Origin of the sequence: Streptomyces sp. NPDC056486 (assembly GCF_042795295.1) — a bacterium.
Classification (GTDB): Bacteria; Actinomycetota; Actinomycetes; order Streptomycetales; family Streptomycetaceae; genus Streptomyces.
Genome location: NZ_JBHTSF010000082.1, coordinates 1 through 18,839, shown reverse-complemented (window position 1 = coordinate 18,839; position 18,839 = coordinate 1). Strand labels below are relative to the sequence as shown.

The following is an 18,839-nucleotide window of genomic DNA, read 5'->3' as shown; positions in this document are numbered from 1 at the left end:
CAGGCCCTCCGACGGTCACTGGTAGCTGGTCACTGGCGGCCGATGGGGATCCCGGCCTCCAGGTACAGGGCGACCCCGCGCTCTCGCGCGCGCAGCGCCCAGCGAAGCCGCTCGTAGCGCACGGAGGGCAGCAGCCCGGCCGCCTCCTCCTCGGTGACGAAGCGGCAGTCGCGGAGTTCGGGGCCTGGCAGCAGCATCTGCCGCGCCTCGCCGCTGTCTAGGCTCCCGCCGTCGAAGAGGAACCGCATCCCTCCGTAGCCGGGCGGTGCGGGCGGCTCCCAGTCGACGACGAGGAGCCGGGGGGCGTCGGCGAGTTGGATGCCGGTCTCCTCGGTCACCTCGCGCAGGCCGGCGCACGCGGGCGACTCACCCGGTTCGACGACGCCGCCGGGGAACTCCCAGCCGGCCTTGTACGTCGGGTCGACGAGCAGGACCCGGTCCCGCTCGTCGAAGAGCAGCACCCCGGCCGCGAGCGTCTCCGCGGTGGGCTGTGGGGTCTGCACGATGTCGCAGACGGATGCGGCCCCGGTGCGTACGGCGTCGGCGATGCGCTCGGCGGTCTCGCAGGGGGTCAGCACTCCGGTGTCGATGCGGTGGGCGTCGGTGCCGAGCCAGCCCGCGAGTGCGGCGCGGTACGGCGCGATGTGGTCGAACGACCACTGTCGTACGCGCGTCTCGCCGACCGGGAGGTCCGGAACGGGGCGTTCGGATATTCGTTCGCGCAGGATCGTTTCATCCGGGGTCAGGACGACGTGGCGTACGGTGATTCTGCGCGAGGCGAGGCCGCCGAAGATCTCGTCGCGGTAGTCCTGGCGCAGCAGGGTCATGGGCACCACGAGGACGCCGCCGACCTCGGCGAGCAGGGCCGCCGCGGTGTCCACGACGAGACGCCGCCAGATCGGCAGATCCTGGAAGTCGCTCACCTCGGCGAGGCGCTTGGGCGGCAGCAGGTGCGGCAGTCCGGCGCCGATGATCTCGGGGTCGAAGAGCGTGCTGTTCGGGATCAGCTCGATCAGTTCCCGTGCGGCACTGGTCTTGCCCGCACCGAACGCGCCGTTGATCCAAACGATCACGGTTCCCCCCTCTTCCGTCGGCCCCCTGTGGCTTGCCCGGAACACCCTGCCACGGAAACCAGAACCTGATCAGGCGGCCAAAGTTCGAATCGCATGGAGTCACCCCATGTCAAGCGATTCGCTTTGACTTCACCCCATCGGGTGGCAGTCGCCCCGCATGAATCGTTCCCTCACTCCAGGGCCCGCCCTCCCCCGCTAGCGTGATCCGCCAGGCGCCCCAGCCCCTGGTGACCTCATGAACCCGGCTCTCCCGATGCACCCCGCTGCCGCGAGGATCCGGCCGACGTCGCCACTGGGGGGACACGTGCAACTCGATGCATTGAACGAATTCGCCTTCGAGGACTCCGACGACCAGCAGCCGCACGTGTACGACCACAACGGTGCGGTTGTCATCGAACTGCACGGTGAGATCGACCTGCTGGCCTATCAGCGGATGGCCCCGCTCCTCGACCCCATCACCGGTGGAACCGCGGCGACAGTGGTCATCGACCTGACCCGGACCACGTTCTTCGACTGCTCCGGAATCGCCATGCTGGCCCGCGCACACCGTCGTACGACGGCACGTGGCGCCCACCTCTCCGTGGTCTGCACCCACCGCCTGACGCTCCGCATCCTGCGCCTCACGGGCCTCACTCCCACGCTGTTACCGGTTTCCACCCTGGCGAAAGCGCTGGAGCCGGAGGAGGAGTGAGCCCAGCGGCAGGGGCACGTCCTGCCGCTGTCCGCCGGGGTGGCTCCGTAGCACTGCGGGGTCCGGGCAGTGTCATGAGAGTGCCCCGCACGCGCCGCTGTCGGGAGTGTGCGCGCCGGGTGCATATATGCATTTCGTTCGCACCCCGTGTGAACCCGCCTCCAGGAACCCTTCTTCCGACCCGCCCTCACCGTCGCTCCGTCGCGGGCCGGGCAGCGCGTGCACGGTTGGGCCACCTGGTTCTGGTGTAGGCGTGGAAGTGGTCGCCGGCGTGGTCCTGCTCAAGGGTGCAGTGAAGGACGTCACCAGGCCTCTCGTCCCAGCACAGGCCGGGAATGTCACGCACGTACTTCGGGGGTTTCACGCGGAGCGCTCCGTCTGCCGAGGGTTGTCGGTGTCCACCCTCCGACGATCTCAATCCCGCCGTTCAGTGCGGGATATGACAGCCCATGACACGGAGCGGGTCATGCGGACGGCGGCCATCACACCCACTCGTCACACCGGTCATGACTGGCCGCCCGTCACGTAGTTGCTGAGCTCGTGCAGGCGTCGTCCGAGTTCGGCGACGGCCATCGACGCGGCGAGCGGACTGCCGCTCAGATCGTCGGCGAGCGCATTGCGGGTCGCGTCGACGGCGCGCCGCCTGCCGTACCAGCCGGTCGTACCGCGGTTCATCCCGTCGGCCTGGGCCTGCACTGTCGGCGTGAGGCGGGCGAGTTCGGTCCGCAGCTGCTCGTTCAGCATGGCGAGGCGCTCACGAGGAGGCAGCTTTCGGCAGGCTGCCATCGACTCGTCGATGAGGGCGGTCAGCTCTTCGCCGCTGATGTGGCGGTGCTCCGTAGGCTGGTGCATGTGGACGCTCCGGGGGTTTTGCATGCCGGTCGGCACACTCTGGCCCGACAGGTGAAATTGGGGTGCTGGGTGAGATGGGCACACTCGGTTCGCCGGGTGGAGCGAGCCGACTCGGCGTTCGATCATGAGGTGAGAACCGGTATGTGCCCAGGTCGCGGCAGGTGTACGCGGCAATGGCGGAACGGATCGCCGACGGCACGCACCCGCCCTGCGAGCGGCTGCCGTCGGTAGTGGATGTGTGCGGTGAATGCGGGATCCCCCAGATGACGACGCGGCGTGTTCTGAAGGAACTTCGCTCCGAAGTGCTCGCGGAGATGCAGCCGCCACCAGAACTTTCGTGAACCGAACCGAACCGAACCGAACCGAATCGCCTCAGCCGCGATCGCGTGATCGTCATATGCCGTTTTCGCCACATCCTCGGCCGTACCGAACCCGGCGCCTAAACTGATCGGCATGCTTCCCAATCCCCCCTCGCCGGGTACCGCACGGTCTGCGGCCGTGGTGAACGACGAGATCAGGGAGCTCCTCATCGAGACGGGCGGCTGGCTGTACGGACAGACGCGGGCCAGGTACGAGGGACTCATCGCCGAGTGGACGACCGTCTCGCAGGCGGAGTCGACGCCTGCGGAGATCGTGGAGGCGGCGTAGGCCCCGCTCGCGACTGAAGCGGCCCGCTCGCAGCGGGCTCCGGCCCGCAGGGAGGCGACGGGGCGAGGCGCGTTCACGGCCGATTGACTCTGCCTGTGCCACGATGACAGAGGGCGCGCGTACCGACCTCCACGTCAAGCCCACAACGCGGGAGCCGTCAGATGGATGACCTCACACCACGGCTCGGCGAGCGTCGGCGCCCGTGATGCCACTCGCGCTGTATCTCCCCGGAGCGGGCGCCCTTCCGCGCTGGCTGCAGATCGCGGTCGGCGTCCTGGTCATCGGCTCGATGGCCGCCCGCATCTGGTTGTTCCTCCGCCGCCGGAAGTGACCTTCGCCGATGGCGGCCGGGGCGTCAGCCTCTGAACTGCTCCAGATCCATGCACGGAGAGGACGCGCCCGCCCCACGTAGCGCCTCACGTCCTTCTCGGCGCCTCCGGGCGGGGCGTCCAGTTCACGCCAATTTGATCATGTTACGGCCCTTCAGTCCGAGCAGTTCGCGGCCTTTGTCGCGTTGTGAACACTGAGGTTGCGAATGACTAAGGGGCCGCGCAAATTGGCGCGGTGACGGTACCCCGGTAGCAAGACAGGCGCAGGTGCTGATGATCATGGAGCTGCCACGCTCTGTGATCAGCGGGGCGAGTACCGGGAAGACCTGTGCCTGCCCTGCTGTTATGGCTGGCCGAATCACTGTGGGACGAGTTCTCGGCATTGCTGCCCGTGCGGCCGGTCTACCACCCAGACCGCCCCTGCGCTGCCACCCCGCGTACCAACGTTCGGATCATGCTCGACAAGCTCCTGCAGCTCCTGCAACAGCTGGTGATGTGCCGGTGCTTGGCTGTTGTGTCCGCCTGATTGACCTGGCGACAGTCGCTTATCCGGCTGTCTCCCTGACGGCCTGCCGCAGTTTCCCGGTGTCCAGTGACGTCGTCCGGAGGTTGGCGACCGCTGTCTGCACGTCCGGCCAGATGTCGAACCGGCTCCAGTGGAGCGGCCATGCGAAGCGCCTGTCGACGATCCAGGCCAAGTGCGCTTCGATGTCGGTGCGGCGCTCGGGTGGTGCGATCGCCATGTCCGGTTCGACGGGTAGACACCAGGTGTGATCGTCGAGTGCGAGGATTCTGCCGTCGAAGTGGTCGTAGACATAGTCCCCGTGGAGCGGCAGCTCAGCGTCCGCTTCCCGAAGAAACGTGTAGTCACCCACGGTTTCGCCCCTGTCAGCCTTCAGGAACCGCAGCACCTTCTCACCCACCGCGACGATCACATCGTCAGCGCCCCACAGCACGCCTTGCGTATCGATCGGGGCGGCCAATGTGCGCAGGCGCCTGGGCTCGCCGTCGCCCAGTGACCAGATCTCGATGTTTCCCGCTGCTGTGAGGACGGCTCCCTGGTCTCCGGACGGCGCCCAGGCCCATACCGCGAAGTCCTTGTTCTCACGGGCCAGGGCTGCCTCTGCAGGGGTGACGGCCAGTCGGTGGCTGAGCCGCCCGTCGTCGTAGACCTCCACGCTGGGCTCGGCCGCCTTCTCGCTCAGCACGGCGGCGAGGCGGGCCGTGTCACCGCGCATGCCCCAGTGCAGCGACAGGTCCCAGCGCGACCCGATGGTCGGTGCGGGGTCGGCGGCCGGGCTGCCGGTGGCCGCGTCACGGAAGTGCAGCCGCTTTCGGTGGACATGGGCGAGGTAGCGTCCGTCCGGGCTCCACTCGGCAAGCCAGTCGACCCTGTGGGTGAGCCAGAGCGGGGCGCCTGTGGGGACATCGACGACGAAAGCCTTGGAGCGGTTGGGGACGTACAGCCGGTTTCCGTCGGGGGACCAGAGGGGCGAGCGGTCGACTTCCAGCTCCTCCCCGCAGGGTTCACGGATGTCAGCTGGCACGGGACCCTTGGCCAGGATGTGCTCGTGCGGTATCTCGGCGTGTTCGGCCAGCCAGAACAGCTTGCCGTGCTCCAACGGGGCGAGGCAGCCCTGCACACCGACCATGTCCTTGCTGCCCGTCGCGACGTAGGCGCTGCGGCCGTCGGGGTGTAGCGCCCAGGCCGGCGGGCGGGAAGCGCCGTTGGTCACTTGGGCTTCCGCGCGTGGCTCGGAAGACTCGCCGAAGGGGTCCCACACGCCGATCGCGTTGGTGCGGAAGGCCATGCCCAGGTGCAGGCCGTCGGACGACCACTGCATGGTGCGCGCATAACCGTCCCAGCCAACACCGCCGTCGATCCACTTCAGGACGTTGACGCACCGCCCGGTCGCGACCTCCCAGACCTGCGCGGTGCCGCTCTCGCCATCCCCCCAGTCCCCAGTGGCCAGATGGGTGCCGGAAGGGCTGAGAGCCAGTGCGGTGATCTTCGAGCGGTGCCCGTAGGGGCGGCTGAGCATCGTGCCCCGCACGCGGATCCTGCTTGTGGCGAGCCGGTGCGCCGGGGTGAGGCCGTGGTCGCGTTCAAGAGCGGTCAGCCGGGCCCGCAAAGGGGGCAGGTCGCGGGCGGAAACGAAGGATGTCCAGTCCGCGTCCGTCAGCATGTTCTCCAGCTCGGCCGGGCCGGCCGCGGCGAGGGCGGCGGGGTCCGCGAAAAGGCCCGGCAAGGGAGCGGGCTGGGAACCATCCCCGCTGTCCGAGCCCTCGAGCACCGCGAGCGCCGCGAGGAGCGCCGCCTCGTCGTATTTCGGTATGCCCTGGACGTACGCCTTGTTGCCCTTGTCCGTCGACGTCTCCTGCCCTATGAAGATCGCGGAGGTCGAAGGCGTGAGCTCGTCCGTCACGTGTGCGCCTGCGGCTTCCAGACGTCCCTCGGCCTCACCCGGCCCGAGAGTGTCGAAACTGCCGGAGAGCGCGATTTCACGGCCTTTCAGGTTCATGGGCAGCGAGACTACTGGCCGGCACCGACATCGCCACGACCACCGTTGTGGGAGCAGGGCTTGGATGTCGCGCAGAATCGGTATGCGGTCATGGGCGGCGGTGCGGACGTTCGTTCCATCGGTAGGTTGTCCATGCGCGTCGGATCAGGCTGCGGACGGTGATGATGATGATGTCGGCGAGGTCGAAGAAACATCTTGCTCGGCCGTCATGGCTGGTGCACTACTGGTTGCAGTTGCAGCCGCAGCGTCTGCCTCAACTGCTGGGTCGCGCGATGTAAAGCCTGCCGCCGTCGCCGGGATTGACGATAATGGCGCTTACGTGGATCTCGCTTCACAGGGGTACATCTACGAAGAAGCTGTCGAGGCCTTCAAGGATTCCCCCGTTGCGACTGTGGTGCGGGGCGAAATTCCAGAGGGGAAGACTTCCGAGGTTCAGCCGCGTGGCGTCAGCCTCGGCTGGTACGTCTACGTGAAGCTCAAAAAGTCGCAGGCCTAGGCTGTCAACGCTGGGTCTGCGGTCACTGTGGCTGGTCTCATCGGCGCCATCACTGGGGGAATCGGTGGGGCCGTCGCCGCAGGCGCCTACGCCTCAGTGGTATCCATGGGTGCTGATAAGATCAACAAGCGCAAGAAGAGCAAGAAGAGCGTCGAGTTCAAGTTTACTTACCTTGCTCAGTTCAAGGACGCCAAGTGCCACTAAAGGCAAAGGGGTTGAGCATGCGCGCACCTACCTCAAAACGTACAGGTATGCTCGTTGCCGCATTCGTCTTCTTCTTTGTTCTGCTGATCAGCAGCGAATTCATGACTGATGACGGAAGCGTCACTCAGGCGGCTCTGTTATACGCAGCCATCGCGGTACCGGGCGGCCTGTTGGTCTTCTGGGTTGCGACCAGAGGTCGACGCTGACTCATATCAGTGTCGACGGTCTCGTTCCCCTACTCGTCGACGACGCCTTCGAGTACGCGGATGTACTGCTTGTAGACCCAGGCCATAGAACGTTCCCGCAGCCCCGCTACTCGCCGGGGCCTAGGCACCCGACGAGTAGCCCGCGCACTTCATGCCCCTCGTACCCCTGCCCTGGTGGGCGGAGGCGTTGTCGTGCCTTGTTGGCGCTGCACTCGTTCCCGTTCGGCCCTTTCTCGTGCTACGCGGCGGGCCTTTTGTTCCGCGACGACAGCCTTCAGGTCGTGTAGGCGCCAGTGTCCGGCGTCGATGGACTCGAGGAGTTGGCAGAAGACGTGGAGGGCGTGTTCGTCGTCGATCTGCTCGTGGCGGTCGGCTTCGAGTTTGGTCCGGATCTCCAACCATCGGTTGGCCCATTCGATGACGTGCCAGTTGACCATCTCGTCGAGGTAACGGACGACGGCACGTGTGCCGTTGAGTCGTTGTTGCCGTATGAGAGATTGGCGGCCGGCGTGGATCTGCTCCAGTTGCCAGAGCAGGGTGAAGTAGTGGTCGAGGACCTTGTCCGGGTCATCGCTGCCCGTTCCGCGTTTGTAGCGTTCCAGACTGCTTCGGGCTGTGGCGGCGTCTCCGGTGGTCAGGTTGGTGAACAGGGTGCGGGCGAGTTCGAAGCCGGCCCGGGCGCTGTTGCCTCGTGTGGTGTAGGCGGCGATGCATGCGCTGATGACGGCAACCAGGAGCGCAGTGGTTGAGATGGTGTCCATGCCGCAGATGATGTCCGCCGCCCTGTCGCCGCATGCGACGAAAGACCATGTCCTGAGGGGGAGTTGAGGTTCTCGGGTGGGTCTACTGATCGTTGCTGCGGTGGCGGCGCGCGAGGGCGAGGTCCTTCTGGTCCGTCGCCGGGTCCCTGAGGGCGCTCTGCTGTGACAGTTCTCGGCCGGCGAGGTCGACCCGGGCGAGTAGCCACAACAGGGTCGCGGTGCGAGATGTTCACGGAGGGTGCAGCCGCTTCCTCACTCACGACCCCGTTCTGGATCACTCCGGGGGTGTTGCGCGTCCAGTAGACGCTCTCGGGGTTCGCTATCCGGCGCAGCGCATCAAGGAGCACCAGGAGCAGTTCCCCGCGGCGACGGTGACGCTGCCCTGGAAGGACGCCCGTCCCGCTACGACTCGGAAGGAAGCACAGGAGCGGGCGCCGCGCACCCATCGGCTCCTCGTCACGACGATCGCCGGCGAGGCGGTCCGTGCCTGGTCCTTCAATCAGCACTACTGGAAGAAGGCATTGGTCACAGCAGGGGTGATCGCCGCCCCGCCGACCCGCGAGAAAGGGTCTCCCTGGCGCCGGAGAACGCCTCTCGGGGCGGATGATGGGATGCAGGCGGCGTCCTGGGACCCGAAATCCCAGGACGGACCCGTCACCCTTTGCTCGACCCCAACGTCAGCCCCGCGATGAAGTGCCTCTGCAGGAGCAGGAAGACCAGGACCGTGGGCAGGGCCACCAGGACCGAGCCCGCGGCCAAGAGGTTGTAGTCGGTGAAGAACTGGCCCCGGAGGTTGTTCAGGGATGACGTGATCGGGAGTTTGTCGGGGTTGGAGATGAAGATGAGGGCCCAGAGGAAGTCGTTGTAGATCCAGGTGAATTCCAGTGTGCCGAGCGCCGCGAGGGCGGGGCGGCACAGAGGCAGGGTGATGCGCCAGAACTGGGTCCAGACGCCCGCGCCGTCCACGATCGCCGCCTCCAGGATCTCCTGCGGCAGCGTCCGCATGAAATTCGCGAGCACGAAAACGCAGAAGCCGACCTGGAAGCCGATGTTGACGATGATGATCGCCCAGTACGAGTCGTACAGGGTCAGTGAGTCGGACATCCACCAAGGCAGGGGGATCTTCAGGAAGAGGACGTAGAGAGGGGTGACGAGCACCTGCGGTGGCAGCAGGTTTCCCGCCGTGAAGAACATCAGCAGGACCATTCCCCCGCGGATCCTCAGGCGGGATACGGCGAACGCCACGAACGAAGCCAGGAAGAGCGTGACGAGGACCGCCGGTACCGCGATGAGCAACGTATTGGTGAAGTACTTGCCCATGCCGGAATCGCTGTAGGCCTGACGGTAGTAGTCGAACGACAGGCTCTTGGGGAACGAGAAATAGCCGTCCCGCGCCGTCTCTTCGTACGGACGCAAGGAGGCGTAGACCGCAAGGAGGAGCGGTGCGAGGAAGGCGAGGGTCACCGCCATGAGGAAGATGTGCACCCCGAAACGGCCGGGGCGGCGGCTGCGTCCGGTGGGTGCGTCGGCGGACGGTGCGGGGGTGGCGGGGCGCGGCGTGGTGTGGATGTCGGCGGTCATCGGTCGCGCGCACCTCGCAGCTCTTGGACCAGGAACGTCACGATGAATCCGAGCGAGACGGTCAGGAGTACGACCGCGATGGCGGAGCCGAATCCGATCCGGCTCGCCTCGCCGATGATGTTGTCGGTGATGAGCACGGAGAGCAGTTCCAGGCCATTTCGGCCCTTGTTGACCGCGTAGACGATGTCGAAGGCGCGCAGAGCCTCGATGACCGTGATGACGCCGACGATGACATTCACGGGGCGGAGTGTCGGGAAGACGACGCGGAAGAATGTCTGGCGGGCGTTCGCGCCGTCTATCTGCGCGGCCTCTTTCAGGGAGGGGTCCACGGATTTCAGTCCGGCCAGGTACAGGATCATGACGTAGCCCGTGTGCCGCCAGCTCGCGGCCAGCATCATCATCCAGAGGTTGATGTCGGAGTTCCCGAGCCAGTCGATCGGGTCGTTCTCGTTGTTGAGGATGGTGTTGATGACGCCCTGGTCGGTGCCGAGGATCAGCTGGGCCATGAAGCCGACCACGGCGAGCGAGAGCACCACCGGCATATAGAGCACCGACTGGTAGAAGCGGCTGAACCGGACTCCTCGGTCGATGACCACCGCGAGGAGAAGGCCGAACGGCGTGGCGACCAGGCCGAGAAACGCGATCCACAGCAGGTTGTGGCGGACGGCGGGCCAGAACGCCGGGTAGTTGTCGACCAGGTTCTCGTAGTTCTTTCCGCCCACCCACCGGATGTCGCCTATGCCGTCCCAGGACGTGAAGGACAGGCCGATGGAGGCCAGGGTCGGGCCCCAGATGATGAAGATGTCGAGGAGGACGGGAATTCCCAGAAGCACGCCGAGCACGGCGATGTCACGGCGCGTGAAGCGCCGTGGTCCCCGCCGTCCGGCGCGCCGCGCGGTCTTCTGCGACAGGGATTGCTGCGGCACGGTTTTCTGCGGCACGAGGCGCGATCCCTCGCTACTCAGCTGACGTCCGACGAGAAGATGTCCTTCTTCTGGCGCTCGATGCTGTTGACCAGGCCGTCGACGTCCTTGGGATTGTCGATGAAGTCCTGCAGCGCCTTGATCATGACGGTCTGCGCGAAGTCGGGCCGGGTGTCCCGGTCGAGGAACTGCGAGATCTGTTTGGCCCCGGCGACGAGTTCGGCCGACTTCTTCTGCAGCGGGCTGTACTTGCTGGTGTCGGCGCCGTCATTGACCGCGACGTTGTTGGGGTCACCGGCCAGATAGATGTCCTCGGCCCTCGGGGTCCCGAGCCACTTCAGGAGTTCCTTGGCGCCGTCGAGGTTCTTCGACTTCTTCGCCACCAGAAATCCGTCGATCGGCGCCTCCACGGCGTCCTGGCCGTGCGCCGGATCGATCTCGGGAAAGGCGAAGAAGTCGATGTCGTCGCGTTCGTCCGCCGGGAACTGCTGGCCGGGGTGCGGCATCCCGAGGACGGCCATGCTGGTCTTGCGCTTCTGCAGCCCTTGGCCCGCCTCTTCCCAGGTCCGGCCGAGCGCGCCCTTCTGGTAGTACGGCATGAGCTCACGCCACAGGTCGAAGACCTTCTTGACCTTCTTGTCGGTCCAGGCTTCCTCGCCGGCCATCAGGCTCTTGTGGAACTCGTATCCGTTCAAGCGCATGTTGATGTAGTCGAAGGTGCCCATGGCGGGCCAGCCGTCCTTGTCGCAGAAGGCGACCGGAATGCCGTCCTTGCTCGTCTTCTTGGCGAGCGCGATGAACTGGTCCCACGTCTTGGCCTGTTCGTAGCCCCGCTTCTCGAAGAGGCTCCTGCGGTGGAAGACGGCCCATGGGTAGTAGTAATACGGCACGAAGTACTGTTTGCCCTCGTGTGTGGACTGTTCCCGCAGCGCGTCCGAGAACCCCTTGAAGCCCTTCCACACGTCGCTGATGTCGATCAGCAGACCCTTCTCGGCGAAGTACTGCATGCGGTATCCCGCGAACCACATGAAGACGTCGTCGGGCGTGCCCTGCAGATAGCGCGTGATGTTCTGCTGGAACTCGTTGTGCTCCGTCGTGTTGACCTTGACGGTCTTCCCCGACTTCTTCTCGTAGGCGTCGAAGGCGGTGGCGAACGCCTTCTTGGGCACCGCGTCCGATGAGTTGGACCCCATCGTGACTTCGTCCTTGTCGCCACCGGGTCCTTCACCACAGGCCGTGAGCAGGGCCGGAAGGGTGACCGCTCCGGCTCCGGCGGCCGCACCACGCAGGACATTCCGCCGGGACATCCGATGTCCTGACATGCTTTGAGGCGTGGCAGGACCCATGAACGATGACTGTGCCATGTCCCCCTCCTCGGGGTGCAACCGAACACAACCGAACGCAAGGGTTGGATACCACTCTCAACTGCCCATGCCGTCAAGGGTTTTGGCGCCAGATGCTCGAACCGTTACGGCCCTCTTCCAACAGAGTCCAACACGGCCTACCGTAAGCGCGCACCTCTGACGCGTACATGCAGCCCCACAACTTCTGCGAGTACGGAGGAATGTAACGATGCGTCATATCTCACCCCTCGCAACACGTCGAAGAGTCGTCGGGTCGCTGGCCGCCGCACTGCTGTGCGCCGCAGGGCTCGCCGCACCGGCGGCGGCACGTGACGCGGGCGGCGCGAGCGAGACGAGCGAGGCGAGCGGCACAGGAGTCCAGAGCGCGGTCGAGAGACTGTCAGCCCTCGATGCGAAGCTCCCCGGCGATCTCGCCCTCACCCCGCCCATGGGCTTCAACAACTGGAACTCCACCCATTGCAGGGCCGAGTTCGACGAGGCGATGGTCAAGGGGATCGCGGACCTCTTCGTCGAGAAGGGCCTCAAGGACGCCGGATATCAGTACGTCAATCTCGACGACTGCTGGGCGCTGCCCGAGCGGGACGCGAACGGCAAGCTGGTGCCCGACCCCAAGCGATTCCCCAATGGGATCAAGGGAGTTGCCGACTATGTGCACGGCAAGGGGCTGAAGCTCGGCATCTACACCAGCGCCGGGACCAAGACCTGCAGCGACATCGGTTTCCCCGGCGCACTGGGCCATGAGGTAAGCGACGCACGGCAGTTCGCCGACTGGGGCGTCGACTACCTCAAGTACGACAACTGCAACAACCAAGGCGTCGACGCCAAGAAGCGGTACATCGCGATGCGCGACGCGCTGAAGGCCACCGGCCGCCCCATCGTCTACAGCCTCTGCGAGTGGGGCGAGAACAAGCCCTGGGAGTGGGCGGCCGACGTAGGGCATCTGTGGCGCACCACCGGCGACATCAGCGACAACTGGAGCTCGATGCTGTCGATCATGAAGCAGAACCTGCCGCTCGCCGAGCACGCGGGCCCGGGCCGCTGGAACGACCCGGACATGCTGGAGGTCGGCAACGGCGGCATGACGGACACCGAGTACCGCACGCACTTCTCGATGTGGTCGATCATGGCATCCCCGCTGCTCATCGGCTCCGACCTGCGCAAGGCCACACCCGAGACCTTCGAGATCATCGGCAACAAGGAAGTCATCGCCGTCGACCAGGACCCCCTGGGCAAGCAGGGCAAGGTCCTTTCGTCGGACGGCGGCCGCTGGGTCGTCGCCAAGGAGATGAAGGACGGCAGCCGGACGGTCGCGCTCTTCAACGAGACGGGCACCGCCCGGTCGATTGCCACGTCGGCGAAGGACGTCGGGCTCCCGGACGCCGACGGCTACACCCTGCGGGACCTGTGGCAGCACAAGAGCTACAACACGGCGGGCAAGATCTCGGCGACCGTCCCGGCGCACGGCACCGTACTGCTGCGCGTCGCGGCGGACGGCAAATGGGCCAAGAACCCGCCCGCCGTGGAACTCGGCCTGGACGGCGACCCGTTGGTGGAGCCGGGCAAGTCCGAGAAGCTGACGTCGAAGGTCACCAACCTCGGCCGCACCTCCGCACAGAAGGTGTCCGCCACCTTCACGGGGCCTTCCGGCTGGCGGATCGAGGCGACCTCGCCCTCGACCGCGAACTCCCTGCGTACGGGGAAGTCGCTGGGCACATCGTGGGCGGTGACCGCACCTCGGGGCGCGGCCCCGGGAGCGTACGACCTGACGCTCAAGACCACCTACCGCTCCCCCGGCGGCACCCGCGCCGAGAACGTGCTGCCGCTGACGGCTCATGTCGTGGTGGCCCCGCCCGCGGGCAACTCGGCGGTGAGTGACCTGCCGTGGATGTCGACGGTCAACGGCTGGGGCCCCGTCGAGAAGGACACCAGCAACGGCGAGAGCGCGGCGGGCGACGGAAACCCGATCACCATCGGCGGGGTCGTCCACGCCAAGGGGCTCGGGGTGCACTCCGACAGCGCCGTCGAGTACTACACCGGAGGGGCCTGCGAGAAGGTCGCCGCGCGGGTGGGCGTCGACGACGAGAAGGATCCCAAGGGAACGGTCACCTTCGAGATCTGGGCGGACGGCAAGAAGGCCGCGTCGACCGGTGTCCTCACCAACGCCGATGCCGCGCGGAGCCTTTCGGCCGATGTGACCGGCGCCCAGGTCGTACGCCTCGTCGTCACGGACGGCGGCGACGGCGGGGACTCCGACCACGCGGACTGGGCGGAGCCGGTCCTCAGCTGCTGACCTGAGCTGCGGGGAACGTCAACTGCGGTCCGGGCTAGGGCAGTTCGGCCCGGGCCGCAGTTGACAGCCGCCTCCCCGGAAGGGGGAAGGTCCGGAATCCGTCAACTCCCCACAGCAGGACGCAAGTCCGCCGCACTGGCCTCCTGGCTGAGCGCGGCCGCCGCGGCCCCCACCAACCCCGCGTCCGTCCCCATCAAGGCCGGGCCCACGGTCAGATGACGTACGAACGAGAGCGTGGCGTAGTCCCGCAGGGAGCGGCGCAGCGGATCGAAGAGTACGTTCCCCGCTTTCGCCACCCCGCCCCCGATGACGGCGATGTCGATCTCGACGAGCGTCGCCGTGGCGGCGATCCCCGCGGCGAGCGCCTTGGCCGCCCGCTCGAAGGAGGCGACGGCGACCGGGTCCCCGGCGCGTGCGGCGAGGGCCACCGCCGCGGCGGACGTGTCGCCGTCGGGCCCCGGACGCCATCCGCCCTCCACCGCACGCCGCGCGATGTTCGGCCCGCTCGCTATGCGCTCCACGCAGCCACGCGCGCCGCACGGGCAGGGGTCGCCGTCCAGATCGACGCTGATGTGCCCGATGTGCCCCGCGTTCCCCGAGGGGCCCGGGTGCAGCTTGCCCCCGAGGATCAGCCCGCCCCCGACTCCCGTGGACACCACCATGCACAGCGCGTTGTCGTGCCCGCGGGCCGCGCCCTGCCAGTGCTCGGCCGCCGTCATCGCGACGCCGTCCCCGACAAGATCGACCGGCAGGCCGCCGGTGGCCGCGCGCACCCGCTCGACCAGCGGGTAGCCGCGCCAACCAGGCACGTTGACGGGGCTGACCGTCCCCGCCGACGCGTCGACGGGGCCCGCGCTGCCGATGCCGACCGCGCGCGCCCTGTTCCACAGCGGGGAGTGCGTGAGCTCGCCGATGACCTCTTCGACCGCCCGCATCACGGTGTCGCCGTCCTCGCGCGCGGGCGTGGGCCGCTGGGCGCGCAGCAGGATCCGGCCGCGGCCGTCCACCAGGGCGCCGGCGATCTTGGTGCCGCCGATGTCGAGTGCGGCGACGAGGTCCGTGTGCATCAGTGTCAGATCTCCTGGTGAAAGGGCAGGCCGCCCTTCTGGTGAAAGGGCAGACCGGAGAATGCGATGGACAGTCTCTCTTGCATCTGACAACGTTGTCCAGGTTCTATGCTCGACGCCACATCACTTACGCACCACTTTCAGCTCACCCCCGTCGACGACAGGACAGCGCACCGTGGCCGAGACAGCCAGCCGACGACCCGAACCCCGCTACGGCAACCGTCCGACCATGAAGGACGTCGCCGCCCGCGCCGGAGTCGGCCTCAAGACGGTCTCCCGCGTGGTGAACGGCGAGCCGGGCGTCACCCCGGACACCGAACGCCGCGTCCAGGAAGCCATCGACGCCCTGGGGTTCCGCCGCAACGACAGCGCGCGCGTCCTGCGCAAGGGCCGCACGGCCAGCATCGGCCTCGTGCTCGAAGACCTCGCCGACCCCTTCTACGGCCCGCTCAGCCGCGCCGTGGAGGAAGTGGCCCGCGCCCACGGCGCACTCCTCATCAACGGTTCGAGTGCCGAAGACCCGGACCGCGAGCAGGAGTTGGTCCTCGCCCTGTGCGCACGCAGGGTGGACGGTCTTGTCGTCATCCCGGCCGGTGACGACCACCGCTATCTGGAGCCGGAGATCGCCGCCGGTGTCGCCACCGTCTTCGTCGACCGTCCCGCCGGGAAGATCGACGCCGATGTCGTGCTCTCCGACAGCTTCGGCGGCGCGCGCGACGGCGTCGCCCATCTCATCGCCCACGGACACCGCCGCATCGGCTTCATCGGCGACCAGCCGCGCATCCACACCGCCATAGAGCGCCTGCGCGGCTACCGCGCGGCCATGGAGGACGCGGGCATCCCCGTCGAGGACGAGTGGATGTCCCTGGGCCTCACCAACCCGGACCGCGTCGAGCAGGCCACCAAGACGATGCTGAGCGGCCAGGACCCCGTCACGGCGATCTTCGCGGGCAACAACCGTGTGACGGTGACGGTCGTCCGTGTCCTGGCCGGACTCGACCGCCCCGTGGCCCTCGTCGGCTTCGACGACATCGAGCTCGCGGACCTGCTGCAGCCGGGCGTGACCGTCGTGGCCCAGGACGCCGCACAGTTGGGCAGGACCGCCGCGGAGCGCCTGTTCCGTCAGCTCGACGGCGCGTCCGACGCACCGGAGCGCATCGAACTCCCGACCCGGCTCATCAAGCGCGGGTCGGGCGAACTGCCGCCAGCGGTCTGACGGTTGGCGGCGCAAGGGGAGTTACTCGCCTTACTCGCCTTACTTGGCGGAGGGCGTGAGGTCGCCGCGGCGCGGGCCCGAGAAGCTCTGCAGCCGGGCCAGCGTCAGGCCGGTGAGGCGGGTGACCTCGCCGGCGTCGAGGGCGCCGCAGTCCAGGCCGCGCAGCAGGTAGCCGGCAAGCGCCTTGGCCGACGCGGGCTCGTCCGCCACGTCGCCGCCCTCGCGGTGGGCGGCGTACGCGGACAGGCGCGCGGCGGCCTGCTCGAAGCCCTCGCGGTAGAACGCGAACACGGCGGCGTAGCGCGTGGGGATGTGGCCGGGGTGCATGTCCCAGCCCTGGTAGTAGGCGCGGGCCAGGGCGCGGCGCGTGAGGCCGTAGTGCAGCCGCCAGGCGTCGTGCACCTTCTCGGTGGTGCCGATGGGCAGGACGTTGGTGGAGCCGTCCGATACGCGTACGCCGGTGCCCGCCGCCGCGACCTGCATGATCGCCTTGGCGTGGTCGGCGGCCGGGTGGTCGCTGGTCTGGTAGGCGGCGCTCACGTGAAGGCAGGCGCTGTAGTCGAAGGTGCCGTAGTGCAGGCCTGTGGCGCGGCCCTCGGCGGCGCCGATCATGCGGGCCACGGTGGCGGTGCCGTCGGCAGCGAGGATGGACTGGCTGGTCTCGATCTGGATCTCGAAGCCGATCCGGCCCGCCTCCAGACCGCGCACCTTCTCGAACTCCTCCAGGAGGCGCACCATCGCGGTGACCTGCTCGGGATACGTCACCTTGGGCAGCGTCAGGACGAGGCCGTCCGGCAGGCCGCCCGCCTCCATGAGGCCGGACAGGAAAATGTCGAGGGTGCGGATGGCGCGGTCACGCACGTTCTCCTCGAAGCACTTCATGCGGATGCCCATGTACGGGGCTGCCGTGCCGTTCTTGTAGGCCTCGGCGACCAGGCGGGCCGCGCGGGCGGCGTCCTGGTCCTCGTCCGCGCCCTTGTAGCCGTCCTCGAAGTCGATGCGCAGGTCCTCGACGGGCTCGCGCTCCAGCTTGGCGCGCACGCGGTCGTAGACCGGCGCGGCGAGGTCGTCGGCCAGACCGAGGACGGACGCGAAGGTGGCGGCGTCCGGGGCGTGCTCGTCGAGGGCCTTCAGGGCCTGGTCGCCCCACGTACGGATGGTGTCGGCGCCGAAGAGCTCACCGGGGACGTACACGGTGTGGACCGGCTGGCGGGTGCCCGGGTCGCCGGGGTAGCGGCGCTCGAGCTCCGCGTCCACCGGGGCGAGGGAAGCGCTGATGCCCTCGCTGACCGCGCCCGCGAGACTCGTTGCCACCTTCTCTTGCTGACCCATTCCTGCACCCTCCACACGCTCGGGACCCACACACTCAGGACCACTCAGAATCACGAAGAATTTCCGCTTCACGGAATCAACAATCCGCATGGCGAAGTTATCCGTCGACCTTCCCGCTGGTCAACACCCTCTCGTCTGCCGGACCACGTCCGTTCACCCGTGTCTCAGATCCTGCTTCCGCACTCGCGTACCCGCACCTCATCCTGACGTCACCCATTGAAGGAGATCGCGTGCCGAACGACACCCGAGTAACGCGCCGCTTCGGTCTGCAGACCGCGCTGGCCGCGGTGGCAGTGCCCATGGTCACCACCGCCCTTGCCGCATCGCCCGCACGCGCGGTGGAGCGCGCGGGGCGCCGCCTGGAGGTCATGTCGTTCAATCTCCGTTACGCGGGCACCACGCCGCCCAACACCTGGGCCGACCGCCGCCCGGTGACCCGGGAACTGCTTCGCCGCGCGCGCCCCCATGTCATCGGCACCCAGGAAGGCCTCTACCAGCAGGTCCGGGACATCGCCGAGGACCTGGGCCCGCACTACGACTGGATCGGCACCGGCCGGGCGGGCGGCAGCCGCGACGAGTTCATGACCGTCTTCTACGACACCCGCAGACTCGCGCCGATCGAGTACGACCACTTCTGGCTCTCCGACACCCCGGACGTCATCGGATCGAACACCTGGGGCGGCGGCTCCATCCGCATGGTCACCCGGGTCCGCTTCCACGACCTGCGCACGGACACCGAGCTGTACGTCCTCAACACCCACCTCGACAACGCGAGCCAGTACGCCCGCACGCGCGCCGCGAGTCTGATCTCCGAACGGATCGCCGCCCTCGACCCGTCCCTGCCGCTCCTGGTCACGGGTGACTTCAACGTCGCGGCCCACAAGAACCAGGTCTACGACACGATGCTGGGCGCCGGTCTCGTCGACACGTGGGACGCGGCGGCCGAGCGCAGCAAGGCGTACGCCACCTTTCACGGCTACAAGCCGCTGGTGCCGGACGGCGACCGGATCGACTGGATCCTGGCGACACCGGAGGTGCGGGTCCACTCGGCGGCCATCAACACCTTCGCGCTCGGCGGGCAGTTCCCGAGCGACCATCTGCCGGTGCAGGCCTCGCTGACCCTGTGACGCGGCGAGGCCTTCGCCTCCGCTGTGTGCGGTGGCGAAGGCCTCGTACGGTCCGATCAGGTTCAGCCCTTGCGGGTGTTGACCTCTTCGGTGAGGGCGGGGACGACGTCGAAGAGGTCGCCGACGACGCCGTAGTCGACCAGGTCGAAGATCGGGG

At 67.5% G+C, this 18,839-nt stretch carries 17 protein-coding genes and 1 pseudogene; 8 read left to right on the top strand and 10 right to left on the bottom strand.

The genetic code is table 11. From position 1 onward, the window contains the following. Positions 1-29: 29 nt before the first annotated feature. Positions 30-1,073, bottom strand: a complete 1,044-nt coding sequence (locus ACFQ7F_RS27880; protein WP_383275692.1) for an NUDIX domain-containing protein — start codon at positions 1,071-1,073, stop codon at positions 30-32. A 304-nt stretch (positions 1,074-1,377) separates the two neighbouring features. Here ACFQ7F_RS27880 and ACFQ7F_RS27875 point away from each other — a divergent pair, with 304 nt between their 5' ends. Beyond that, the gene (locus ACFQ7F_RS27875) at positions 1,378-1,764 is read left to right on the top strand and encodes an STAS domain-containing protein (RefSeq protein WP_383275689.1); all 387 of its coding nucleotides are present in this window, start codon (positions 1,378-1,380) and stop codon (positions 1,762-1,764) included. Positions 1,765-2,268: 504 nt separating this feature from the next. On the opposite strand, the gene ACFQ7F_RS27870 is transcribed toward ACFQ7F_RS27875, so the two are convergent. Then, the gene (locus ACFQ7F_RS27870) at positions 2,269-2,616 is read right to left on the bottom strand and encodes a DUF6415 family natural product biosynthesis protein (protein WP_383275686.1); all 348 of its coding nucleotides are present in this window, start codon (positions 2,614-2,616) and stop codon (positions 2,269-2,271) included. 173 nt (positions 2,617-2,789) lie between these two features. Between ACFQ7F_RS27870 and ACFQ7F_RS27865 the strand changes: the two genes are divergently transcribed. From ACFQ7F_RS27865 to ACFQ7F_RS27855, 3 genes are all read left to right on the top strand, one after another. Further along, a complete protein-coding gene (locus ACFQ7F_RS27865; protein WP_383275683.1) occupies positions 2,790-2,957 on the top strand; it encodes a hypothetical protein in 168 nt (55 codons plus the stop codon). 112 nt (positions 2,958-3,069) lie between these two features. Continuing rightward, entirely contained in the window at positions 3,070-3,264 is a 195-nt protein-coding gene (locus ACFQ7F_RS27860; RefSeq protein WP_383275680.1) for a hypothetical protein, read from the top strand. Positions 3,265-3,469: 205 nt separating this feature from the next. Beyond that, the gene (locus ACFQ7F_RS27855; protein ID WP_383275677.1) at positions 3,470-3,595 is read left to right on the top strand and encodes a hypothetical protein; all 126 of its coding nucleotides are present in this window, start codon (positions 3,470-3,472) and stop codon (positions 3,593-3,595) included. 543 nt (positions 3,596-4,138) lie between these two features. Here the strand turns inward: ACFQ7F_RS27855 and ACFQ7F_RS27850 are convergent. Together ACFQ7F_RS27850 and ACFQ7F_RS27845 are read right to left on the bottom strand one after the other, a co-directional pair. Further along, positions 4,139-6,115: a hypothetical protein gene (locus ACFQ7F_RS27850; RefSeq protein WP_383275674.1), complete on the bottom strand. Its 1,977-nt coding sequence runs from the start codon at positions 6,113-6,115 to the stop codon at positions 4,139-4,141. An 88-nt stretch (positions 6,116-6,203) separates the two neighbouring features. Beyond that, positions 6,204-6,305, bottom strand: a pseudogene (locus ACFQ7F_RS27845) (IS5/IS1182 family transposase); the annotation flags it as partial. Positions 6,306-6,832: 527 nt separating this feature from the next. On the opposite strand from ACFQ7F_RS27845, the gene ACFQ7F_RS27840 reads away from it, so the two are divergent. Continuing rightward, the gene (locus ACFQ7F_RS27840; RefSeq protein WP_383275671.1) at positions 6,833-7,021 is read left to right on the top strand and encodes a hypothetical protein; all 189 of its coding nucleotides are present in this window, start codon (positions 6,833-6,835) and stop codon (positions 7,019-7,021) included. Between the two features lie 149 nt (positions 7,022-7,170). Here the strand turns inward: ACFQ7F_RS27840 and ACFQ7F_RS27835 are convergent, their stop codons facing one another. The 4 genes from ACFQ7F_RS27835 to ACFQ7F_RS27820 form a co-directional block, all read right to left on the bottom strand. Beyond that, on the bottom strand, positions 7,171-7,782 hold the full coding sequence (locus tag ACFQ7F_RS27835; RefSeq protein ID WP_383275668.1) for a hypothetical protein: 612 nt from the start codon (positions 7,780-7,782) through the stop codon (positions 7,171-7,173). 654 nt (positions 7,783-8,436) lie between these two features. Next, complete coding sequence (locus ACFQ7F_RS27830) at positions 8,437-9,363, bottom strand: carbohydrate ABC transporter permease (protein ID WP_383275665.1); 927 nt, start codon at positions 9,361-9,363, stop codon at positions 8,437-8,439. Beyond that, a complete protein-coding gene (locus ACFQ7F_RS27825; protein ID WP_383275662.1) occupies positions 9,360-10,304 on the bottom strand; it encodes a carbohydrate ABC transporter permease in 945 nt (314 codons plus the stop codon). The genes ACFQ7F_RS27830 and ACFQ7F_RS27825 overlap by 4 nt, the downstream gene beginning before the upstream one ends. Positions 10,305-10,324: 20 nt before the next feature. Continuing rightward, positions 10,325-11,593 carry an ABC transporter substrate-binding protein gene (locus ACFQ7F_RS27820; protein WP_383275659.1) on the bottom strand — a complete coding sequence of 423 codons (1,269 nt, stop codon included), beginning with the start codon at positions 11,591-11,593 and terminating at the stop codon, positions 10,325-10,327. A 265-nt stretch (positions 11,594-11,858) separates the two neighbouring features. Between ACFQ7F_RS27820 and ACFQ7F_RS27815 the strand changes: the two genes are divergently transcribed. Next, positions 11,859-13,940, top strand: coding sequence for an NPCBM/NEW2 domain-containing protein (locus ACFQ7F_RS27815; protein WP_383275656.1), 2,082 nt, complete (start codon positions 11,859-11,861; stop codon positions 13,938-13,940). 101 nt (positions 13,941-14,041) lie between these two features. Here ACFQ7F_RS27815 and ACFQ7F_RS27810 read toward each other — a convergent pair whose 3' ends face one another. Then, complete coding sequence (locus tag ACFQ7F_RS27810) at positions 14,042-15,007, bottom strand: ROK family protein (RefSeq protein ID WP_383275653.1); 966 nt, start codon at positions 15,005-15,007, stop codon at positions 14,042-14,044. A gap of 175 nt (positions 15,008-15,182) precedes the next feature. Here ACFQ7F_RS27810 and ACFQ7F_RS27805 point away from each other — a divergent pair, with 175 nt between their 5' ends. Beyond that, positions 15,183-16,223 (top strand): LacI family DNA-binding transcriptional regulator, encoded by a 1,041-nt coding sequence (locus ACFQ7F_RS27805; protein ID WP_383275650.1) that lies wholly within the window; start codon positions 15,183-15,185, stop codon positions 16,221-16,223. A gap of 39 nt (positions 16,224-16,262) precedes the next feature. Here the strand turns inward: ACFQ7F_RS27805 and ACFQ7F_RS27800 are convergent, their stop codons facing one another. Continuing rightward, positions 16,263-17,555, bottom strand: coding sequence for a DUF6986 family protein (locus ACFQ7F_RS27800; protein ID WP_383275647.1), 1,293 nt, complete (start codon positions 17,553-17,555; stop codon positions 16,263-16,265). A gap of 230 nt (positions 17,556-17,785) precedes the next feature. Here ACFQ7F_RS27800 and ACFQ7F_RS27795 point away from each other — a divergent pair, with 230 nt between their 5' ends. After that, positions 17,786-18,682, top strand: a complete 897-nt coding sequence (locus ACFQ7F_RS27795) for an endonuclease/exonuclease/phosphatase family protein (RefSeq protein ID WP_383275644.1) — start codon at positions 17,786-17,788, stop codon at positions 18,680-18,682. Positions 18,683-18,839: the final 157 nt, after the last annotated feature.

Coding starts and splice junctions, on each gene's coding strand:
- ACFQ7F_RS27840 (WP_383275671.1), top strand. CDS start 6,833: ATGCGCGCACCTACCTCAAAACGTACAGGTATGCTCGTTGCCGCATTC.
- ACFQ7F_RS27820 (WP_383275659.1), bottom strand. CDS start 11,593: ATGTCCCGGCGGAATGTCCTGCGTGGTGCGGCCGCCGGAGCCGGAGCG.
- ACFQ7F_RS27850 (WP_383275674.1), bottom strand. CDS start 6,115: ATGAACCTGAAAGGCCGTGAAATCGCGCTCTCCGGCAGTTTCGACACT.
- ACFQ7F_RS27830 (WP_383275665.1), bottom strand. CDS start 9,363: ATGACCGCCGACATCCACACCACGCCGCGCCCCGCCACCCCCGCACCG.
- ACFQ7F_RS27865 (WP_383275683.1), top strand. CDS start 2,790: ATGGCGGAACGGATCGCCGACGGCACGCACCCGCCCTGCGAGCGGCTG.
- ACFQ7F_RS27855 (WP_383275677.1), top strand. CDS start 3,470: ATGCCACTCGCGCTGTATCTCCCCGGAGCGGGCGCCCTTCCGCGCTGG.
- ACFQ7F_RS27815 (WP_383275656.1), top strand. CDS start 11,859: ATGCGTCATATCTCACCCCTCGCAACACGTCGAAGAGTCGTCGGGTCG.
- ACFQ7F_RS27870 (WP_383275686.1), bottom strand. CDS start 2,616: ATGCACCAGCCTACGGAGCACCGCCACATCAGCGGCGAAGAGCTGACC.
- ACFQ7F_RS27860 (WP_383275680.1), top strand. CDS start 3,070: ATGCTTCCCAATCCCCCCTCGCCGGGTACCGCACGGTCTGCGGCCGTG.
- ACFQ7F_RS27810 (WP_383275653.1), bottom strand. CDS start 15,007: ATGCACACGGACCTCGTCGCCGCACTCGACATCGGCGGCACCAAGATC.
- ACFQ7F_RS27835 (WP_383275668.1), bottom strand. CDS start 7,782: ATGGACACCATCTCAACCACTGCGCTCCTGGTTGCCGTCATCAGCGCA.
- ACFQ7F_RS27800 (WP_383275647.1), bottom strand. CDS start 17,555: ATGGGTCAGCAAGAGAAGGTGGCAACGAGTCTCGCGGGCGCGGTCAGC.